18 protein-coding genes are annotated in these 17,859 nt (G+C 64.8%); 12 read left to right on the forward strand and 6 right to left on the reverse strand.

Annotated elements, in window-relative coordinates; translation table 11 throughout:
* Positions 1 to 31: 31 nt before the first annotated feature.
* On the forward strand, positions 32 to 1,090 hold the full coding sequence (locus FG93_RS08240; RefSeq protein ID WP_043233552.1) for an MBL fold metallo-hydrolase: 1,059 nt from the start codon (positions 32 to 34) through the stop codon (positions 1,088 to 1,090).
* 166 nt (positions 1,091 to 1,256) lie between these two features.
* Here FG93_RS08240 and FG93_RS08245 read toward each other — a convergent pair whose 3' ends face one another.
* Positions 1,257 to 2,018, reverse strand: coding sequence for a GyrI-like domain-containing protein (locus FG93_RS08245; RefSeq protein ID WP_152579355.1), 762 nt, complete (start codon positions 2,016 to 2,018; stop codon positions 1,257 to 1,259).
* A 331-nt stretch (positions 2,019 to 2,349) separates the two neighbouring features.
* Between FG93_RS08245 and dapF the strand changes: the two genes are divergently transcribed.
* Together dapF and mtaB are read left to right on the forward strand one after the other, a co-directional pair.
* Positions 2,350 to 3,234 (forward strand): diaminopimelate epimerase, encoded by an 885-nt coding sequence (gene dapF / locus FG93_RS08250; RefSeq protein ID WP_043233553.1) that lies wholly within the window; start codon positions 2,350 to 2,352, stop codon positions 3,232 to 3,234.
* On the forward strand, positions 3,234 to 4,508 hold the full coding sequence (mtaB, locus tag FG93_RS08255; RefSeq protein WP_043233554.1) for a tRNA (N(6)-L-threonylcarbamoyladenosine(37)-C(2))-methylthiotransferase MtaB: 1,275 nt from the start codon (positions 3,234 to 3,236) through the stop codon (positions 4,506 to 4,508). The genes dapF and mtaB overlap by 1 nt, the downstream gene beginning before the upstream one ends.
* Before the next feature lie 24 nt (positions 4,509 to 4,532).
* Here mtaB and FG93_RS08260 read toward each other — a convergent pair whose 3' ends face one another.
* The 3 genes from FG93_RS08260 to FG93_RS08270 all read right to left on the reverse strand — a co-directional run bounded on the left by FG93_RS08260 (position 4,533) and on the right by FG93_RS08270 (position 9,700).
* The gene (locus FG93_RS08260; RefSeq protein WP_052513497.1) at positions 4,533 to 5,639 is read right to left on the reverse strand and encodes a sulfite oxidase; all 1,107 of its coding nucleotides are present in this window, start codon (positions 5,637 to 5,639) and stop codon (positions 4,533 to 4,535) included.
* A 107-nt stretch (positions 5,640 to 5,746) separates the two neighbouring features.
* Positions 5,747 to 7,462 (reverse strand): AMP-binding protein, encoded by a 1,716-nt coding sequence (locus FG93_RS08265; RefSeq protein WP_043233556.1) that lies wholly within the window; start codon positions 7,460 to 7,462, stop codon positions 5,747 to 5,749.
* 159 nt (positions 7,463 to 7,621) lie between these two features.
* Complete coding sequence (locus tag FG93_RS08270; protein ID WP_052513511.1) at positions 7,622 to 9,700, reverse strand: elongation factor G; 2,079 nt, start codon at positions 9,698 to 9,700, stop codon at positions 7,622 to 7,624.
* 397 nt (positions 9,701 to 10,097) lie between these two features.
* Here FG93_RS08270 and FG93_RS08275 point away from each other — a divergent pair, with 397 nt between their 5' ends.
* Positions 10,098 to 10,394 (forward strand): putative quinol monooxygenase, encoded by a 297-nt coding sequence (locus tag FG93_RS08275; protein WP_244448531.1) that lies wholly within the window; start codon positions 10,098 to 10,100, stop codon positions 10,392 to 10,394.
* Between the two features lie 185 nt (positions 10,395 to 10,579).
* Here the strand turns inward: FG93_RS08275 and FG93_RS08280 are convergent, their stop codons facing one another.
* Positions 10,580 to 11,368, reverse strand: a complete 789-nt coding sequence (locus FG93_RS08280) for an SDR family NAD(P)-dependent oxidoreductase (RefSeq protein ID WP_043233557.1) — start codon at positions 11,366 to 11,368, stop codon at positions 10,580 to 10,582.
* A 453-nt stretch (positions 11,369 to 11,821) separates the two neighbouring features.
* Here FG93_RS08280 and FG93_RS08285 point away from each other — a divergent pair, with 453 nt between their 5' ends.
* From FG93_RS08285 to leuD, 8 genes are all read left to right on the forward strand, one after another.
* Positions 11,822 to 12,208 carry a hypothetical protein gene (locus FG93_RS08285; protein ID WP_043233559.1) on the forward strand — a complete coding sequence of 129 codons (387 nt, stop codon included), beginning with the start codon at positions 11,822 to 11,824 and terminating at the stop codon, positions 12,206 to 12,208.
* Between the two features lie 127 nt (positions 12,209 to 12,335).
* Entirely contained in the window at positions 12,336 to 12,731 is a 396-nt protein-coding gene (rplS, locus tag FG93_RS08290; RefSeq protein WP_043233560.1) for a 50S ribosomal protein L19, read from the forward strand.
* Between the two features lie 130 nt (positions 12,732 to 12,861).
* The gene (locus tag FG93_RS33140; RefSeq protein ID WP_162531536.1) at positions 12,862 to 13,038 is read left to right on the forward strand and encodes a hypothetical protein; all 177 of its coding nucleotides are present in this window, start codon (positions 12,862 to 12,864) and stop codon (positions 13,036 to 13,038) included.
* A 93-nt stretch (positions 13,039 to 13,131) separates the two neighbouring features.
* On the forward strand, positions 13,132 to 14,550 hold the full coding sequence (leuC, locus tag FG93_RS08295) for a 3-isopropylmalate dehydratase large subunit (RefSeq protein WP_043233562.1): 1,419 nt from the start codon (positions 13,132 to 13,134) through the stop codon (positions 14,548 to 14,550).
* A gap of 22 nt (positions 14,551 to 14,572) precedes the next feature.
* Positions 14,573 to 14,818, forward strand: coding sequence for a hypothetical protein (locus tag FG93_RS33145; RefSeq protein ID WP_043233563.1), 246 nt, complete (start codon positions 14,573 to 14,575; stop codon positions 14,816 to 14,818).
* Positions 14,819 to 14,871: 53 nt separating this feature from the next.
* Positions 14,872 to 15,291, forward strand: coding sequence for a metallopeptidase family protein (locus FG93_RS08305; protein WP_043233660.1), 420 nt, complete (start codon positions 14,872 to 14,874; stop codon positions 15,289 to 15,291).
* Between the two features lie 3 nt (positions 15,292 to 15,294).
* The gene (locus FG93_RS08310) at positions 15,295 to 15,927 is read left to right on the forward strand and encodes a LysE family translocator (RefSeq protein WP_244448532.1); all 633 of its coding nucleotides are present in this window, start codon (positions 15,295 to 15,297) and stop codon (positions 15,925 to 15,927) included.
* 59 nt (positions 15,928 to 15,986) lie between these two features.
* Positions 15,987 to 16,589 carry a 3-isopropylmalate dehydratase small subunit gene (leuD, locus tag FG93_RS08315; RefSeq protein WP_043233564.1) on the forward strand — a complete coding sequence of 201 codons (603 nt, stop codon included), beginning with the start codon at positions 15,987 to 15,989 and terminating at the stop codon, positions 16,587 to 16,589.
* A 6-nt stretch (positions 16,590 to 16,595) separates the two neighbouring features.
* Here leuD and FG93_RS08320 read toward each other — a convergent pair whose 3' ends face one another.
* Positions 16,596 to 17,858 (reverse strand): DUF1501 domain-containing protein, encoded by a 1,263-nt coding sequence (locus FG93_RS08320; protein WP_043233662.1) that lies wholly within the window; start codon positions 17,856 to 17,858, stop codon positions 16,596 to 16,598.
* Position 17,859: the final 1 nt, after the last annotated feature.

Consider the following 17,859-nt stretch of genomic DNA (forward strand, 5'->3'; position numbering starts at 1 on the left):
CCCTGCCGCAACAGGCCCCACTTCTCCCGCCATGAATCGCCGCAAACTCCTCTCGCTCCTCGGTATCTCCGCCCTGCTCGGCTCGACCGGTATGGCCTGGGCCGCGTTCTCACGCTCGCGCAACCCCTATTACCAGGGGCCGATCAGCGAGAATTTCGATGGGCTGCGCTTCACAGACGGCCGGCCGGTCAACAAAGGCCTGCTCGATGTGCTGAGATGGCAGACCTCGAAGCGCGAGCGCGAAGCCTTTCCGGCGCATTACCCGGCCCCAACGCGGGACAAGCCACCTGCACGCGTCGAGGGCCTGCGCGTCGTCCATCTCGGCCACGCCTCGTTCCTTTACCAGATCGCCGGGCTCAATATCCTGATCGACCCGGTCTATTCCGAGCGCGCCAGCCCCTTCTCCTTCGCCGGGCCACGACGCGTGAACGCTCCAGGCGTCGCCTTCGACGATCTGCCGAAGATCGATGTCGTGCTGATCACGCATAATCACTACGACCATCTCGACCTCGCAGCGCTCGATGCGCTCCACCGGCGCGACAAGCCGCGCATGATCATGCCGCTCGGCAACGACACGATCATTCGCGCCCGCAATCCCGCCATTCACACCGAGGCCTATGACTGGAAAGCGAAGGTCGCGCTGTCCGACGCCGTCTCCGCGACATTGGTTCCGACTTATCACTGGTCGGCGCGCGGCGCGCTCGACCGCCGCATGGCGCTCTGGTGCTCCTTCGTTATCGAAACGCCAGCGGGCAAGGTTTTCCATATCGGCGACACCGGCTACCACGACGGCTCGCTCTACCAGCTGCTCGGCGCCGAGCATGGACCGTTCCGCCTGGCCGTGCTGCCGATCGGCGCCTATGAACCGCGCTGGTTCATGGGCGACAACCACATGAATCCGGAAGAAGCCGTCAGGGTCATGCTCTCGCTCCGTGCCGAGCAGGCGCTCGGCCACCATTGGGGCACGTTCCAGCTGACCGACGAAGGCATCGAGCGGCCACCGGAAGCGCTGAAGCTCGCCCTCGCGCAAGCAAACCTGCCAGAGGAGCGCTTCCAGCCAATGCGCCCGGGACTGAGCTGGAACGCCTGAGGACGGCCTGCTGGACTCTGCACCGAAGCAAAGCGTCTCGCTAGATCACGCTGCGTTTGGACAAAATCGTCCAAACGCAGAAAACGTGATCGACTCTCATAGTTTAGAGCATGCTTAGTGCGAAAAACCGTTGCCACTTTTTCGCAGCATGCTCTACGGCCCAAGCCTATTGCGGTTGCACATAGACGTTGATCTCGAGGTTCGGATCGCTCGGGTCCTTGAGGTCGGTGACATATTCCTCGAGGAAAGCGTCCTTCACCTTGATGTTCTTGGCCTCGAGATAGGCCGTGATCGTCTCATAGGTGGAATCGATGTCGTCATAGGGCGCTGTATGCACGAAACGCAGCGAGGGCCCGGCCGGGCTCGTGCTCGGCCGCACACCATTGGCGAGCGGCACCGCGCCATCGGGCGCCCGATCCACAGGCAGCATTGCCTCGAAGCGGAAGCCGTTGTCGTCCGTCTCGATGAAGAGGGTCAGTGGCCGGCCCGCGACCGCAAGCGCCGATCGTGACGCCTGCTCCCGCAGGATACGGAAACTCTCGGACAAGCGCTGGAAGCCCTGATCCCAGCTCGATTGGCCGGAGATCGCGAGCACCGGCTTCGGGACCAGTTGCACCTCGTCGACATCGCTCGGATCGCCCGGCTTGCCCGCAAGCGTCGCGTTCGGGTCAGGCGCTACGGTCGACTGCCGCTGCTGCGGCGTCACCGGAGGAGCAGGCAGCGGCGGAGCAGGCGGCGCTTCCGGCGTTGCCGGGGCAGGCACCGGAGCCGGAGGCGGCGCGGGAGGTGGCGGCACAGCGCCCTGCGGCCCCGGTGCGCTCGGCGCCGGTTGCCCCGCCGCTGGCGGCGGCGTCACGGGCGGCGCCGGCAGCGGCACCGGCGGTGGGGTCAGGCTGTCTGCCGGCGCCTGCCCGCCCGGCACTTGCACGGGCACAGCCTGTGCCGGAGGTGTAGCCAGCGGGGCCGGAACAGGGCTCGGAGATGCAGCGCCCGGCGGCGGCGCAAGGGGGGCAGCCTCCACCGGAGTGGGCGGAGCCACCCGGGTTTGCGCGATTGCGAGAGAGTCGGCGGCGAGCACGCCTGCGACAGCCAGAATTCCAACCCGGAAATGCCGCATCATCTTAGCCCTGACAGAGAGGAGCGATTCGCGCCCTTGCGCTGCAACATAGAATGTCCTTCAGCGCGCAGGAACGACTGCAAGGGTGGCTTTTTCGCGTCAGCTCCCTCATATAGCCGCTCTTTGTTGGACCTGTGACCAAATGAACGCATTGGCGCATCGCCGGTTCCTGAAAATGAACGGGCTCGGCAACCAGATCACCGTGCTCGACCTGCGCGGCACCAGGTTGAAAGTCGGCGAAGCCGAGGCGCGCGCCATCGCCGCGGAGCCGCGCGCGCGCTTCGACCAGCTGATGGTGCTGCACGATGCCCGCACGCCCGGCACGGATGCGTTCATACGCATCTACAACACGGACGGCTCGGAAGCCGGCGCCTGCGGCAACGGCACGCGCTGCGTCGCCTGGGCCATGCTGGCCGATCCCCAGATGGGCGACAGCAGCCGGGACGGCCTGCTGCTGGAAACCAAGTCGGGACTCCTCCCTGCCTCGCGCATCGACGATCTCGTTTTCACCGTCGACATGGGCCGGCCGAAGCTGGCCTGGGACGAGATCCCGCTGGCGGACCCTTTCCACGACACCAGCCGCTTCGAGCTCCAGATCGGGCCGATCGACGAGCCGATCCTGCATACGCCTTGCGCGGTCAACATGGGCAACCCCCATGCCGTCTTCTTCGTGGACGATCCCTACGCCTTCAACCTGGAGCAGATCGGCCCCTTGCTCGAAAACCACCCGATCTTTCCTGATCGGGCCAATATCGAGCTCGCCGCGGTGAAGGCTCCCGACCACATCGTGCTGCGCGTCTGGGAACGCGGGGCCGGCATCACCCAGGCTTGCGGCTCAGGCGCATGCGCAGCGCTCGTCGCCGCGGTGCGGCGCGAATTGTCCGCGCGCAAGGCGGTGGTCAGCCTGCCGGGCGGCGATCTCGTCATCGAATGGCGCGCGAGCGACGACCATGTCCTGATGACCGGCCCAGTCGCGTTCGAGTGGGAGGGCGTGCTCGAGCCGGCGCTGTTTGAAAGTGCGGCCTGATGGCGCTCGAGGTCGTCACCTTCGGCTGCCGCCTCAACATCGTCGAGAGCGAGGCAATCAAGACGCAGGCCGAGGCTGCAGGCCTCGGGAACGTCGCGATCGTCAACAGCTGCGCCGTGACGACGGAGGCCGTGCGGCAGGCACGCCAAGCCATTCGGCGCCTCAAGCGCGAGCAGCCTGACAGGCCCGTCATCGTGACCGGATGCGGCGCGCAGATCGAAGCCGCCGTCTTCGCGGCAATGCCGGAGACTGCGCGCGTCCTGGGCAATGCCGAGAAGATGCGGGCCGAGACCTGGATATCGCTCGCCCGTTCGAACAGTCTGGCCTCCAACGCGCAGGCCAATCTCGATGACAAGACGGCCGTCTCCGACATCATGCGCGAGACCACGCTGCAGACGCTATCGCCCAACGCCTTTGCCGCCCATACCCGCGGCTTCGTTCAGGTCCAGAACGGCTGCGACCATCGCTGCACCTTCTGTGTCATTCCTTATGGCCGGGGCAATTCACGCTCGCTCGACGTCGCGGCGGTTCTCGGCCAGTGCCGCAAACTCGTCGAGAATGGCACCCGCGAAATCGTGCTCACCGGCGTCGACCTGACGAGCTATGGCCGGGATCTGCCGGACGTCCCAGCGCTCGGCGAACTCGTGCAAACCCTCCTGCGCGCCCTGCCCGCCCTGCCGCGCCTGCGCCTCTCCTCGATCGACGCGGTCGAGGTCGACGACGCGTTGCGCGAGGCCATCGCGACCGAGCCACGGCTGATGCCGCACCTGCATCTCTCGCTCCAGGCCGGCGACGACCTCATCCTGAAGCGGATGAAGCGACGGCATAGCCGCGAAGACGCAGTCCGCTTTTGCGCGGAGATGCGGGCACTGCGACCCGACATCGTCTTCGGCGCCGATCTCATTGCCGGTTTTCCGACCGAGGATGAGGCGATGTTTACCCGCTCGCTCTCGCTGATCGACGAGTGCGGCCTGAGCTATGTTCATGCCTTCCCCTATTCGGCCCGGCCCGGCACTCCAGCCGCCCGCATGCCGCAACTGCCCGGCGAGATCGTCAGTGAACGAGCCGCGCGCTTGCGTGCCGCGGCGAAGGCCGCCCATGCGCGCCATCTGCAGGCCCGGATCGGCCGGCCGCTCAGCGTGCTGACGGAACGCGGCAATACCGGCCGCGCCGAGGATTTCACGCTGCTCCGCTTCGCGCGGGACGTGGTCGCCGGAGAGATCGTCGAAGCGTGGGCCACAGGCGCCAACGACAGCGCTCTGCTGGCAGCCTGAAGGCGAAAGCGCGGCATTGCGCCGTCAGCGCACCGTTCCAGCCACGCGCTGCACCTGATTGTTGCAGTAACCGCGCGGATTCCAGGGCGGCTCGAGCGGCTGAACGCCGCCTTCGACATCCCGCGCACGAGCCATGATCGTCACCGGTCCCGTCCTGGCGATGGTCAGCATCTTGCAGAAACGGCGCCAGCCGAACGCGCCCTCCGCCGGTTCGAGCGCGACCTCGCGCCAGGTTTCGCCGCCATCGGACGATAGTTCCATGGCGGCGACCGGAACCGCGCCGCTCCAGGCGAAGCCGCGAACCTCGAATGGCGTTCCGGCCGCGGCCGTGAAGCCATCGAGGGGCGCCGTCACCAGCGACTTCACCGGCATGTCGGTGAGCACGGCGAACCGGCTTTCGTCGATCGGTTCACCCGGGCGCATCGGCACGACCGGCATGCGATAATCGGTGCCTCGCATCTTCTCGCCATCATGTTCGCAAGAGCGGATGGTGATCCGGTCCAGCCATTTCTGCCAGGCAGAGCCCGGAAAGCCGGGCGCGACAATGCGCAGCGGTCCACCATGCAGACGCGGCAACGGCTCGTCGTTCATGGCGAAGGCGACGAGCGTCTCGTCGCTCAGCGCCTTGGCGATCGGCAATCCACGCGAGAGCGCGGCCTTCGCTTCATCCGCGATCGTCCGGTCGGGACTGTGATGCGCCGTATAGACAGCACTGGGCAGCAAGCCCGCATGCGCGAGCAGGTCCTTCAGCCGAACCCCTGTCCAGCGCGCGCAGCCCACTGCGCCGAGCCGCCATTGCAGCCCGTCGGTCCTCGGCGAGAACTGCACGCGCCCGTTGCCGGCGCATTCGAGCACCGCGGTGACCGTGACGGTCTCGAACTCATGCTGCAGTTCCGGAAGCGTCCAGATCGCCGGCCTCTCAACCTCACCGTCGAGCGTGAGCGTCCATGTTTCGGTGGCTGCAATCTCCGGCAAGGCGCCATTGTTGCGAATGAAGAAGGCGTCGACCGGCGTGATTGGAGCATCGAGCAATTCGATCGCCGGCTCGGCATTCAGCGCCTCCTCGTCATGGACATAGAGGCCGGGTTTGAGGCGGCGCAGCAGCGGCAGTTCGATGAGTCGGCGGGGCAAACGGCTACCTTGTTCCGAGCGGCGGGAAGGTCGGCGCTGCACGATCACGGCAACCGGATTCCATGCAAACGCTAGTCAAGCCCGCTGGCTCGATCAAGTCGTGCCGCTCAGCCCTTGGCCGTGACCTCCTCGCGTAGCGCGCGGCGCAGCACCTTGCCGACATTGGTCTTCGGAAGGCTGTCACGGAAGATGATCTGCTTCGGCACCTTGTAGCCGGTGAGATTGTCCTTGCAGAAGCTGCGCAGTTCCTCGGCTGTCAGGCTTGCGTCCTTCTTGACCACGAAAGCCGTCACCGCTTCGCCGGAATGCTCATCGGGCAGCCCGATGACGGCGGACTCGAGCACACCCGGATGGGTCGCGAGCACGTCCTCGACCTCGTTCGGATAGACGTTGAAGCCGGAGACCAGCACCATGTCCTTCATCCGGTCAACGATCTTGATCTGCCCGTCGGGCAGCAGAACGCCAATATCGCCTGAGCGGAAATAGCCGTCCGAGGTCATCACCTTCGCGGTCTCATCCGGCCGCTGCCAGTAGCCGCGCATGACCTGCGGACCGCGGATGCAGACCTCGCCCGGCTCGCCCTTCGGCATGTCATTGCCCTCGGCATCCCGGATCGCGAAGTCGGTAGAGGGCAGCGGATAACCAATCGTGCCGGTGAACTCCGCAATGTCGGGCCGGTTGGCCGAGGCGACCGGCGAGGTCTCGGACAGGCCATAGCCCTCGACGATCGGCCGCCCGGTCACCTCCCGCCAGCGCTTGGCGACGACCGCCTGCGTCGCCATGCCGCCCGCCACCGCAAAACGCAGTTCCGAGAAATCGACATTCTCGATCTCGGGATGGTTGGCCAGCGCATTGTAGAGTGTGTTGACGCCGGAGAAGAGCGTGAAGCGGCTCGCTTTCAGGATCTTGATGAAGCCCGCGATGTCGCGCGGGTTGGCGATCAGGAGCCCTTTTGCGCCGATCCGCAGCATGAACATGCAGCAACAGGTCAGCGCGAAGATGTGGTAAAGCGGCAGCGCTGTCACCATGACATGCTGGTAGTCGCTACGTCCCAGCGGCGGCTCGAGTCCCCAGCCCAGCCAAAGCGCGCACTGCTCGACATTGGAGGCGACGTTGTGATGGGTCAGAGTCGCGCCCTTGGCGACGCCAGTCGTGCCGCCGGTATACTGCAGGAAGGCGACATCCTCGGGGAGGACGACGACCGGAGTCATCGTCGACGGACCGGCAAGGATGGTGTTCAGCGGAACTGCGCCCGGCAGGTTGTACGATTTGACGACCTTCTTGATCCTGCGAGCCACGAAATTGACGATGGCCCCCTTGAAGCCCATCAGATCGCCGGCGGTCGCCAGGACAATCTGGTCGAGCTTGAGATTCGGTCGGGCCTCCTCGACGACATGGGCAAAATTCTCGATCACCACGAGCACGCGGGCGCCCGAGTCGTTGAGCTGATGGGTCAGCTCGCGGGCTGTGTAGAGCGGATTGACGTTCACCACCGTGTAGCCGCCGAGCAGCGTTCCGAAGATCGCGGCCGGGTTGGCCAGGATGTTGGGCATCATCAGCGCAATGCGGTCACCCTTCTTGAAGCCACGGGCCTGCAGCCAGGCGGTGAAGGCACGGGCCGCTTTCCCGACTTCGGCGAAGCTGATCGCCTTGCCGAAGCTCTCGAAGGCCGGGCGCGCGGCATAGGTCGTAACGGCATGGCTGATCAGATCGGCAAGCGTCCCGACCTTGGCCTCATCGATCACCGGGGGAACCGCCGTCGGATAATGCGCCAGCCAGGGCCGCGGATCCGATGCTGCCTGTACGGCGCTCGTCACCTTCATCGTCGCTCCTCCCGTCTCGCAGGCATTTCCCCCACTTCCGCGGGCGTTTCTGCCTTGTTGTAACCATACAGTGCGGAACGAAAGCGGCGGGCGCAAGCGCCCGCCGCTTTGTCGTCTCCACAAGGTTTATATATGAACCTTTTTGGTCACACCTCGGATTTAGCGCCCATGCGCAAGGGCCTGCGCCGCCACAACGGCATCGGCCGATTTGCCGGCCAGTTCAGCAAGATGGTCGAACCTGACACTGAAGGAACCGACGCCAGAGGTCGCCGAGCGCAGCTCGACGATCAGCCCGCCCATTTCCGCTTCTGGGATCAGCGCGTTGATCTGGTCCCAGCCGCGCCATCCCGGGCGGGCGTCGTAACCCAGAATCTGGCCGCGCCTTGCAGAAACGATGGCCGAAGCCCGCGACATCGCGTCCGATGGAATGACGACCTCGACCGCGAGGATCGGCTCGAGCAACACGGATCTGGCCTGCGGGATCGCATCCGCCATGGCCAGGCGCGCCGCCTGCCTGAACGCCATGTCGGACGAATCGACGGTGTGGTAGGAGCCGTCGGTCAGCGTCACCTCGATATCGACGAGTGGGAAGCCAAGCGGGCCGCTCTGGCAGAAATCCCGTGCGCCGGCCTCGACCGAGGAAATATACTGTCTCGGCACAACGCCGCCCGTGATGCGGTCGACGAAGCGAATGCCCTCGCCACGCTCGAGCGGCGCCACCTCGAGCACCACATCGCCATACTGGCCATGCCCGCCACTCTGCTTGCGATGCCGGCCGCGCGCGCTGGCCTTGCCGCGAATCGTCTCGCGATAGCCGACCTCGGGCGGGTGGTTCTGGACCGATACACCGAAACGCCCCGACAACCGCTCCATCGTTACACGCAGATGCATCTCGCCTTGGCCCGCCAGCCGCATCTCGCCGAATTCCGGCAGATGCGAGACAGTCAGCGCAGGATCCTCTTCTGCGATGCGTCCGAGCGCAGCAGTGAGCCGGACATCATCCTTGCGATCCTTGACACTGATCCCCAGTGCATGGACCGGTTCGGGCGGAGCGACGGAGGTCACCACGCCCGGGCGGACCTTGCCGGCGGCCAGCGCATCCCCCGTGCGCACGCCTTCCAGCCGGGAAAAGGCCGCAACCTGCCCCTCTTCTGCTGCCGGCTTGCGCGTCTGCTCCGCTCCCTTCAACTCGATGACGCCACCGATGCGCGTCTCCACCCCGCTGGAGGAGGTCACGACATCGCCCTCGGCGAGCCGCCCGCGCAGCACGCGGGCCAGAGAGATCTTGCCGCCCTGGCTCGAATGCCAGGTCTTCATCACCTGCGCCAACGGAACGCCGTCCTCGACGACGCCGATGCGCCCGCGGGTTTCCGGGAGCGAAGGCGCTTCATGCCGCAGGGCCTTGAGCAGCCGCGTGACGCCGTTGCCACGTTCGGCCGAGCCGATCAGCACCGGCACGACATGTCGGTGCTGCAGTTCACGCGCGAGATCATCGAAAATCCGGTCCTGCGGCGGCTCCATGTCGCCGAGCAGATCCTCCATCAGCGCATCATCATAGTCCGCAAGCTTCTCCAGCATCGAGAAGCGCGCCTCCTTCTCGCGGCCCACTTCCTCCGATCCGAGGGGCACGATCTCGCTCGGCGCATGCTCGCGGTAGATGAAGGCTCGCTCAAGGGCGAGGTCGATGAAACCGACGGCGATGCCCTTCTGCCAGATCGGAATCTGACGCAGCAGCAACGGTGTGCGTGAGGCGCGCTGCAGGATGCCAAGTGTCTCGCGCACCCGACGCGTCGCCGTATCGATCTTGTTGAGGAACAGGAAACGCGGAATATCCGCCTCCTCGAGCTCGCGCAGGACGAGTTCGAGCGCCGGTACCTTGCGGTCGTCAGCCTCGCACACGACCACCGCGGCATCGACCACGGGCAAGACATGACGCATCTCGTGAAGGAACTCGACCGAGCCGGGGCAGTCGATGAAGCTGTAGCTCTCCCCGAGGAAATCGACAGTCGCGACATTCGGTTCCGTGCTCATCTGGTGAGCGCGCGCCTCTGCGGAGGCATCGCCGGTACTGTTCTTCGCCTTGACGGAGCCGGCACGCGAAACCGCACCACAGCGCTCCAGAATGCTCTCGAGCAAGGTCGTTTTGCCGCCCTGGAAGGGACCAACGATGGCGATACATCGCGGCCCCGACGCTCTCTTGCCGGTGGCCGAACCTCCATTGCCTGATGTCGCAGCCATAGCGTCCTCCTTCGGGTTGTGGCCGCGCACCGGCACCAGAGCTGACGCCCGGCGCAACGCGGCGAAGAGCCGACGAGAACGATGTCACAGCGCCCACGCCGGAAAGGCGGCGGTCGCTCAGGCCCGACAGGGTCGGGCGGCCGTCGAAGAGGGATGTCGAGGGGAAGGTTCGCGCCGTTGGCCGCGCGGCGCAAGCAGAATGTTCCGAGCCCCATGTCTCGGTTGGCTCGAGGCCGGCGCCAGCGCGAGAGCCTTGAACCTGCTTGCAAGCCGCTCGATATCCCCCGGCATGCTGGGAATGGCTCCCCCGGTCCCAGCGCAGGCGGTGCAGGATCGGAATGCCGCCAGTGATCATTACAAGCTGCGGCTGATCGGAGGAGGCATCAATGGAAGAGGTATGTTCGTGCTGAAAGTGATTGCACAGGATTTCATCAAGGTCGAAGCGATCGGGCTCGTCAGACCCCTTTATGAAGAGCTCGTCGAAAAGACGCGGCTGGAAGAGAGTTGCATTTCCTATGATCTCTTCATCGACCAGAAGGACCCTGGGCACTTCATCTTCATCGAGGAATGGCCCGATCGCGCCGCCCTCGATGCGCATTGCCGCACCGAGCATTTCGTCCGGCTGGTCCCACTGATCGACAAGCATCAAAGGGCCGATGGCACCTACATCCTGATGGAGCCGTTCGCCGCGTAAGCCAGGCGTGGCGAAGCGCCCTCCCTGCTCGCCTGGTGTTCATGATTTCCGGCCGGCACGCCCGCAGCGTGCTCCGTCACGACATTAGATCATCGGACCGGAAATCGTATCCGGTCCGATGATCCAACCTTCTGTGTGTGCATCGGCTTTCCCGAAAACCGCAATCCACTTTTCGGGCCGATGCTTTAGCGATTGCGCCTTTCGCCACGCAAGGTCGTCAACCCGATCCCGACGGCGTCGAAGCCGCCATCGACCGCGAGCGTCTGGCCGGTAATGTAGCTGGCCTTCTCGCAGCAGAGGAAGAAGATCGCCTCGGCGAGCTCTTCTTCCCGCCCATAGCGGTTGAGCGGGATGACATCATGGTAGTCGGCCCGGATCTCCGGGCTGTGCACGGCCTTCGCCATCGCGGTGTCGACCGGGCCCGGCGCGACCGCGTTGACCCTGATTCCGAGGCTGGCGAGTTCGGCCGCCTGCTGCTTGGTAAGATGGGCAAGGGCCGCCTTGCTGGTGCCGTAGGCGACACGCAAGGTCGAGGCGCGCAGACCGGAGATCGAGGTGATGTTCACGATCGCACCACCGCCCGAGTCCGCCATCAGCGGCGCCGCAGCCTGCGCGCAGAGGAACGGTCCGGTCAGGTTGACCGCGAGCACGCGCTGCCATTCCGTCAGTGTCGTCTCCAGAATCGGCTTGAACACGGCAGTGCCCGCATTATTCACCAGAGCATCGAGCCGGCCGAAGCGCTGCATCAGCGCCGTGAAGGCGGCTTCTACCGCCGCGGCCTCGGCAACGTCGCAGGTCAGCGCCAGCGTCGTTTCCGGTGCATTGAGTTCCGCCATCGCCAGCGTCAGCGTCGCCGCGTCGATATCGAGCAGGGCGACCTGCCAACCCTCGGCCAGAAAGCGTTTCGTGGTCGCCAGGCCGATGCCGCGCGCGGCGCCGGTGACGAGAGCAACTTTGGCGATGTCCTGAGGCATTGAAGCGATCCGAAGCAGAGACGAACACGGGTCCGTCCACGCTATGCGCCCTGGCGCAGCTCAAGCAAAGCTCCCGCATGCGGGCTCGGTATTCCCAATGTGGCTGGAGACCGCGAAACGGAGCTGGCGATCAGGCACCGCGCTGAACAGCGCCCGGTGCGACCATAGATCCATGCGCGCCCTCACGAACGCCACATTGACTGCAGCTCCCCGAGATCGGCCGCGATAGCACGCCAGGATTGGTCCGCCGTCACCGCACGGAATAAGAAGATCTTGTATTATTACCGCGATCAGGACATCTTTGTTCTGGGCTAATCTCAATTTCCTTGAACATGTAATGAACTGATTCGATCCGCACGACTCTTTCTGTTTTGACCAACAAAATACATTCAAATCGATGAACTAAAGTCAACATGGCCGCACCATCCCAACTCATATCCAAGGGATCACGTCTTGAAAGCATCGACTGTAAGTTTCCACACCGCCGTTATCATAGCTTTTGCTGGCATGACTTGGGGCATTGTCATGGCAATCTCGCGAGATCATTCGACGCTGCCGGCGCACGCCCATCTCAATCTCTTGGGATGGGTCTCCCTGTTTCTATTCGGCATCTTCTACCGGCTGCATCCATCCCTGGATCTCGCCAGAAGCGCGTTGATCCAGGTCTGGATCTGGATCGTCGGAACTCTCGTTCTGACCGTTGGCGTGGCGCTGGTTCATTCCGGAAACGCGATCGGCGACCCGATTGCCGGCGTGGGCGCCTTGACGGTGCTGGCGGATATGGCTCTGTTCGGCTGGCTGGTCTTCAGGCACGAGCAGGCGGGCATGGCAGCGAAATAGCGCGCGGCACCGGCGCCTCAATCCCCTCGACAAACACCCACCTCTCCTGTATGGCCAGCCCCTCAACTGAAAACAGCGAGCCGTAACGCCCGCGTGAACACACGCGACAACGGCCATGGAGAGACCCATGAATATCATCGAGCAGATCGACCAGGAACAGATCGCCAAGCTGAGCGCAGGCAAGGAAATCCCGCATTTCCAGCCCGGCGACACCGTGCAGGTCAACGTCAAGGTCAAGGAAGGCGAGCGCAGCCGCGTTCAGGCCTATGAAGGCGTCGTGATCGCCCGCAACGGCGGCGGCCTGAATGAGGCCTTCACCGTCCGCAAGATTTCCTATGGCGAAGGTGTCGAGCGCGTTTTCCCGCTCTATTCGCCGAACATCGATTCCATCAAGGTCGTGCGCAAGGGCAAGGTCCGTCGCGCCAAGCTGTATTACCTGCGCGATCGCCGCGGCAAGTCGGCCCGTATCGCCGAGCGCGTCGAAGCCCGTCCTGCCAAGGGCGACAAGTCGGCCGCCAAGTAAGCGCGACCCAAGTAAGCGCCCCGGCAGTGTTGTGAATACCGGAACGCGGTCCCTCGGGGCCGCGTTTTGCGTTGGGCGGCCCGGCGTCGGCCTCGTTGCCGGCACAGTTTGGAACTGCTAGAACATCGCCATGAACACTGTCCTGCCCAGTGAGGATGACTGCTGCCGCATCGTGCGCCGCGAGGCGAACCTGCGCCGCATCCCGACGACGCAGGATTTTGCGGCGCTGCATGACCATGCGCGCCTGCCCTGGCGCTTCTTCGGTCGTTTCACGACCTCGGCGGCAGCGGGCCTTAGGCGCGCCTGAGACCGGCCAGTTGGCCGGCGACAGGCTGTTTGCGTTGCGCCAGCCGGCCGAGAGCGCCGGCATCACAGATTTCCACGACCGAGGCTTATCGACATGACGTCGTCCACCGCCCCCCGCACGCTTTACGACAAGATTTTCGACGACCACATCGTTGACCGCCAGGAAGACGGCACCTGCCTGCTCTATATCGACCGGCATCTCGTGCATGAGGTCACGAGCCCGCAGGCTTTTGAAGGCCTGCGCATGACGGGCCGCAAGGTGCGCGCGCCGGAGAAGACCCTCGCCGTCGTCGACCACAATATCCCGACGACCGACCGCAAGGCCGGCATCGCCGAGGAGGAGAGCCGCATTCAGGTCGAGGCTCTGGCCAAGAACGCCAAGGACTTTGGCGTCGAATATTTCAACGAGCTCGATATCCGCCAGGGCATCGTCCATATCGTCGGCCCCGAACAGGGCTTCACCCTGCCCGGCACCACGATCGTCTGCGGCGACAGCCACACCTCGACCCATGGCGCCTTCGGCGCGCTGGCGCACGGCATCGGCACCTCGGAGGTCGAGCATGTGCTCGCTACCCAGACGCTGATCCAGAAGAAGGCCAAGAACATGCTCGTCCAGGTGGACGGCGCCCTCGCCAAGGGCGTCACCGCCAAGGATGTCACCCTCGCCATCATCGGCGAGATCGGCACGGCGGGCGGCACCGGCTCGGTCATCGAATATGCCGGCGAGGCTATTCGCGCGCTGTCGATGGAAGGCCGCATGACAGTCTGCAACATGTCGATCGAAGGCGGCGCGCGTGCCGGCATGATCGCGCCGGACGAGAAGGCCTTTACCTATCTCAACGGCCGGCCGAAGGCCCCTAAGGGCGCGGCCTGGGACGAGGCGATGCGCTACTGGGAAACGCTGCGCACCGACGAGGGCGCGCATTTCGACCGCATCGTGAAGCTCGATGCCGCCAACCTGCCGCCGATCGTCTCCTGGGGCACCAGCCCCGAGGACGTGATCTCGGTCGCAGGAAGCGTGCCGAACCCCGATGACATCGCCGAAGAGACGAAGCGTTCGTCGAAATGGCGCGCGCTCGACTATATGGGCCTGAAGCCCGGTACCAGGATGACCGAGATCCCGCTGGACGTGATCTGGATCGGCTCCTGCACCAATGGCCGCATCGAGGATCTGCGCGCCGTCGCCAAGATCGTCGAAGGCAAGAAGATCGCCGGCTCGCTCGACTACGCCATGATCGTCCCCGGCTCCGGCCTGGTTAAGCAGCAGGCCGAGGAAGAAGGTCTCGACAAGATCTTCCTCGCCGCCGGATTCGAATGGCGCGAGCCCGGCTGCTCGATGTGCCTCGGCATGAACCCCGACCAGCTCAAGCCCGGCCAGCGCGCCGCTTCGACCTCGAACCGCAATTTCGAGGGCCGTCAGGGCTTCAAGGGCCGCACGCATCTGGTCTCGCCGCAAATGGCCGCAGCCGCTGCGCTCGCCGGTCATTTCGTCGATGTGAGGCAAATGGGCTGATGCGCGAGCGGGGATACAGGTCATGACCGACGATCCCCGCGAAGCCGCCCGGGCCGCCGAAGCCAAGGCGGTGCTCGAGCGCGTCAAGCGCGACGAGGAGGGGCTGCTCAGCTCCTCCATGGGCCGCGCCGCCGATCACTTCTCCGGCCGGGACGCACCTGAGGGCGACAATGTCGAACTCTGGGGCAGACGCATCGGTCGTGCGCTGTCGCTCGTCGGTGTCATCCTGCTCGCCTGGTGGCTGGGACATCAGCTCAAGATCTGGTGATGGGAACCGTGCCTTCGATCTCCGCATCTGCCAGCGCCTCGGCATCCGCCGAGGTGTCGTCCACTGTTGCCTGGGACGAGGTCAAGGCGCCCAGCGCCGCTGACTTCGAAAGCCTCGCACAGACTGCCTATGATCGCCTGCCGGACGAGTTCCGTGCGCTCTGCGCGGACTTGATCATCAACGTCACCGAATTCCCCGAGGACGATGTGCTGAAGGAACTCGATATCGAGAGCCCCTTCGACATCCTCGGCCTCTTCACCGGTGTTGGCCTGCCACAGCAGGGCTCGGGCCCGCAAACGGGCCAGATGCCCAACATGATCCATCTCTATCGCCGTCCGATCCTCGACTACTGGTCCGAACATGACGAGAGCCTGGGCGCCATCGTCACCCATGTCCTGGTCCATGAGATCGGCCATCATTTCGGTTTTTCAGACGAAGACATGGAAGCGATCGAAGCCGGGGCGGAGCGATAGAGGATGATGGACGATCTGATCCGGCATCTGCCGAGTTTGGCCCTGGTCTACTCCGCGTTTGTTCTCGCGGTTGCCAGCCCGGGCCCGAGCAACCTTGCCGTCATGGCGACGTCCATGGAGCGCGGCCGGCGCGCCGGCATGACGCTCGCACTCGGTGTCACGACCGGCTCCTTGACCTGGGGCATCCTGGCCGCCATCGGCGTCTCGGCCGTGATCGTAGCGCATCCCGGCGCGCTCTACGCCATCAAGGTCGTTGGCGGTGTCTATCTGCTGTATCTGGCCTGGCGCTCGGCGCGTTCAGCGATGCAAGTGGACATGCCGCCGCCGAAAGCCACGGTTTCGGGGCATCGCATCTATTTGCGCGGCTATCTCATGCACCTGACCAACCCCAAGGCGATCTTGAGCTGGACTGCGATCATCGCGCTCGGCCTGCGCCCGGAGACGCCCGTGGTTGTCGTGTATGCCATCATCATCGGCTGCCTGCTGATCTCGCTTCTGATCAATCAGGGTTATGCCCTGCTGTTTTCGACCGCCTCCATGATCGCCGGCTATCGCAGGATCCGCCGTCGCGCAGAGGCTTGCCTTGCCGCCTTCTTCACCTTCGCCAGCTTCAAGCTCCTGACGACGCAACTGTGAAGCGCGTTGTCGGCCACGCCACGATATCCTAGCCAGAAAGACCTGTTGGAGCCCTCGCCATGCAGCCCTTCACCACCCTGACCTCCACCCCGGCACCGCTGAAGGTGATCAATGTCGACACCGACATGATCATTCCCAAGCAGTACCTGAAGACGATCAAGCGCACCGGGCTGGGCACCGCGCTGTTCGCCGAGATGCGCTACAACGAGGACGGCGCGGAGAACCCCGATTTCGTGCTGAACCAGCCAGCCTACCGCAAGTCGGAGATCCTCGTCGCCGGCGACAATTTCGGCTGCGGCTCCTCGCGCGAGCATGCTCCCTGGGCTTTGCTCGATTTCGGCATCCGCTGCGTGATCTCGACCTCGTTTGCCGACATTTTCTACAATAACTGCTTCAAGAACGGCATCCTGCCGATCGTGGTCTCGCCCGAGGATCTCGAGAAGCTCTTCGACGACGCCGATCGCGGCTCGAACGCGACGCTGACGGTCGATCTCGCCAAGCAGGAGATCAAGGGCCCCGATGGCGGCACGGTGACCTTCGACATCGACCCCTTCCGCAAGCACTGCCTGCTGAACGGACTCGACGATATCGGCCTGACCATGGAGAAAGCGCCGAAGATCGACGCCTTCGAGGCTAAGCTCGCCAAGCGCGCCTGGGCCTGATCGGGATCAGACCACCAAGCCCGGCATCGGCGCAATATTGCCGGTGCCGGGAAACACCTTCTCGGCCAGCACGGGTCCCGACAGGCCGAACAGGTCGGTCACGACACCTTTCGCGACCGCCCGAATATCCGTGGTCGGCTTCAGGTCGCGCTGCTCCCAGAGTTGCTCCGGTTTCAGCCCGGGCCAGTCGGCGATCACACGGCCGCCCCTGACCGCGCCGCCGACCAGGAACGCAACAGTACCGGTACCGTGATCGGTTCCGACCGTGCCGTTGACCCTGGCGGTTCGCCCGAACTCCGTGACGACCATCACGACCGTGTCCTTCCAGACCCGCTTCAGCCCGGCCTCGAACGCGTCGAGCGCACCGTCGAGCCCGCCGAGCAACCCGGCAAGCCGCCCCTTGGCACCTCCCTCATTGGCGTGGGTATCCCAGCCCTCGAAGGCGAGTGCCGCAATGCGAGGACCGTCGTCGGCACCAACGAGCCGCGCCGCTCCCTCCGCTATCTGGATCATGCCCTGCGGGTTGCCCGGGCCGCCGCGCGATCGCATCCTGTCGCCGCCCATGCCCTGACCGAGCACGATCGTCTCGGTCTCGATCGCCCGTGCAAGCACATTTGCCAGCATGGGGTCACGCTGGCCGTAAAGGTCACCCAGCCGCTGGATCAGATCATCTCCGGCGCGCGGCATCATCGGCGGCGCCCAGCCCAGCACCGGGGCCTGGCCCCTGACGATCAATGGTGGCACCACACCGACCCCGAGCACGCCGTGACGCGCGATCGATTCACCGGTCGGCAGGGCCGCAATCATGCGGTTGAGCCAACCGCTGTCGACGCGCCCCGGCCCCTGCTGACCGCTCTCCAGCACATCCTGCCCGTCGAAATGCGAGCGCTCGCGATAGCCCGTCGCTGCCGCATGCACGATCGCGGCATGCCCCTGGTTATAGAGCCGGGCGAGGTTAGGCATGGCAGGATGGAGGTGGAAGAAGCCGTCGAGCGGCAAGGCGGCATCCGCTCCATCGCGCTGCAGCGCGATATCCTGACGCAGATCGGCATAGTTCGGGTCGCCGATCGGCGGAACGGCGGCGAGTCCGTCAAGCGCGCCACGGAGCACCACGGTGATGAAGCGCGCATCCCGGCTCCCGGCGGCCGCATGGGCGAATTTCGGCATGAACGACCAGGCGAAGAGCGCGCTCGCCGCCCCCAGCACGGAGCGGCGCGATGGCGTCATCGCCTCGCAATCATCGTCATCGTCGCGGATCGCGTCTGACATC

Source organism: Allobosea sp. LC85, from assembly GCF_000735605.1.
Classification (GTDB): domain Bacteria; phylum Pseudomonadota; class Alphaproteobacteria; order Rhizobiales; family Beijerinckiaceae; genus Allobosea.

Excerpts from the sequence above, each read along its gene's own strand:
- FG93_RS08240 (WP_043233552.1), top strand. The coding sequence starts at position 32 with ATGAATCGCCGCAAACTCCTCTCGCTCCTCGGTATCTCCGCCCTGCTC.
- dapF (WP_043233553.1), top strand. The coding sequence starts at position 2,350 with ATGAACGCATTGGCGCATCGCCGGTTCCTGAAAATGAACGGGCTCGGC.
- mtaB (WP_043233554.1), top strand. The coding sequence starts at position 3,234 with ATGGCGCTCGAGGTCGTCACCTTCGGCTGCCGCCTCAACATCGTCGAG.
- FG93_RS08265 (WP_043233556.1), bottom strand. The coding sequence starts at position 7,462 with ATGAAGGTGACGAGCGCCGTACAGGCAGCATCGGATCCGCGGCCCTGG.
- FG93_RS08270 (WP_052513511.1), bottom strand. The coding sequence starts at position 9,700 with ATGGCTGCGACATCAGGCAATGGAGGTTCGGCCACCGGCAAGAGAGCG.
- FG93_RS08275 (WP_244448531.1), top strand. The coding sequence starts at position 10,098 with ATGTTCGTGCTGAAAGTGATTGCACAGGATTTCATCAAGGTCGAAGCG.
- FG93_RS08280 (WP_043233557.1), bottom strand. The coding sequence starts at position 11,368 with ATGCCTCAGGACATCGCCAAAGTTGCTCTCGTCACCGGCGCCGCGCGC.
- rplS (WP_043233560.1), top strand. The coding sequence starts at position 12,336 with ATGAATATCATCGAGCAGATCGACCAGGAACAGATCGCCAAGCTGAGC.
- FG93_RS33140 (WP_162531536.1), top strand. The coding sequence starts at position 12,862 with ATGAACACTGTCCTGCCCAGTGAGGATGACTGCTGCCGCATCGTGCGC.
- leuC (WP_043233562.1), top strand. The coding sequence starts at position 13,132 with ATGACGTCGTCCACCGCCCCCCGCACGCTTTACGACAAGATTTTCGAC.
- FG93_RS33145 (WP_043233563.1), top strand. The coding sequence starts at position 14,573 with ATGACCGACGATCCCCGCGAAGCCGCCCGGGCCGCCGAAGCCAAGGCG.
- FG93_RS08310 (WP_244448532.1), top strand. The coding sequence starts at position 15,295 with ATGATGGACGATCTGATCCGGCATCTGCCGAGTTTGGCCCTGGTCTAC.
- leuD (WP_043233564.1), top strand. The coding sequence starts at position 15,987 with ATGCAGCCCTTCACCACCCTGACCTCCACCCCGGCACCGCTGAAGGTG.
- FG93_RS08320 (WP_043233662.1), bottom strand. The coding sequence starts at position 17,858 with ATGTCAGACGCGATCCGCGACGATGACGATGATTGCGAGGCGATGACG.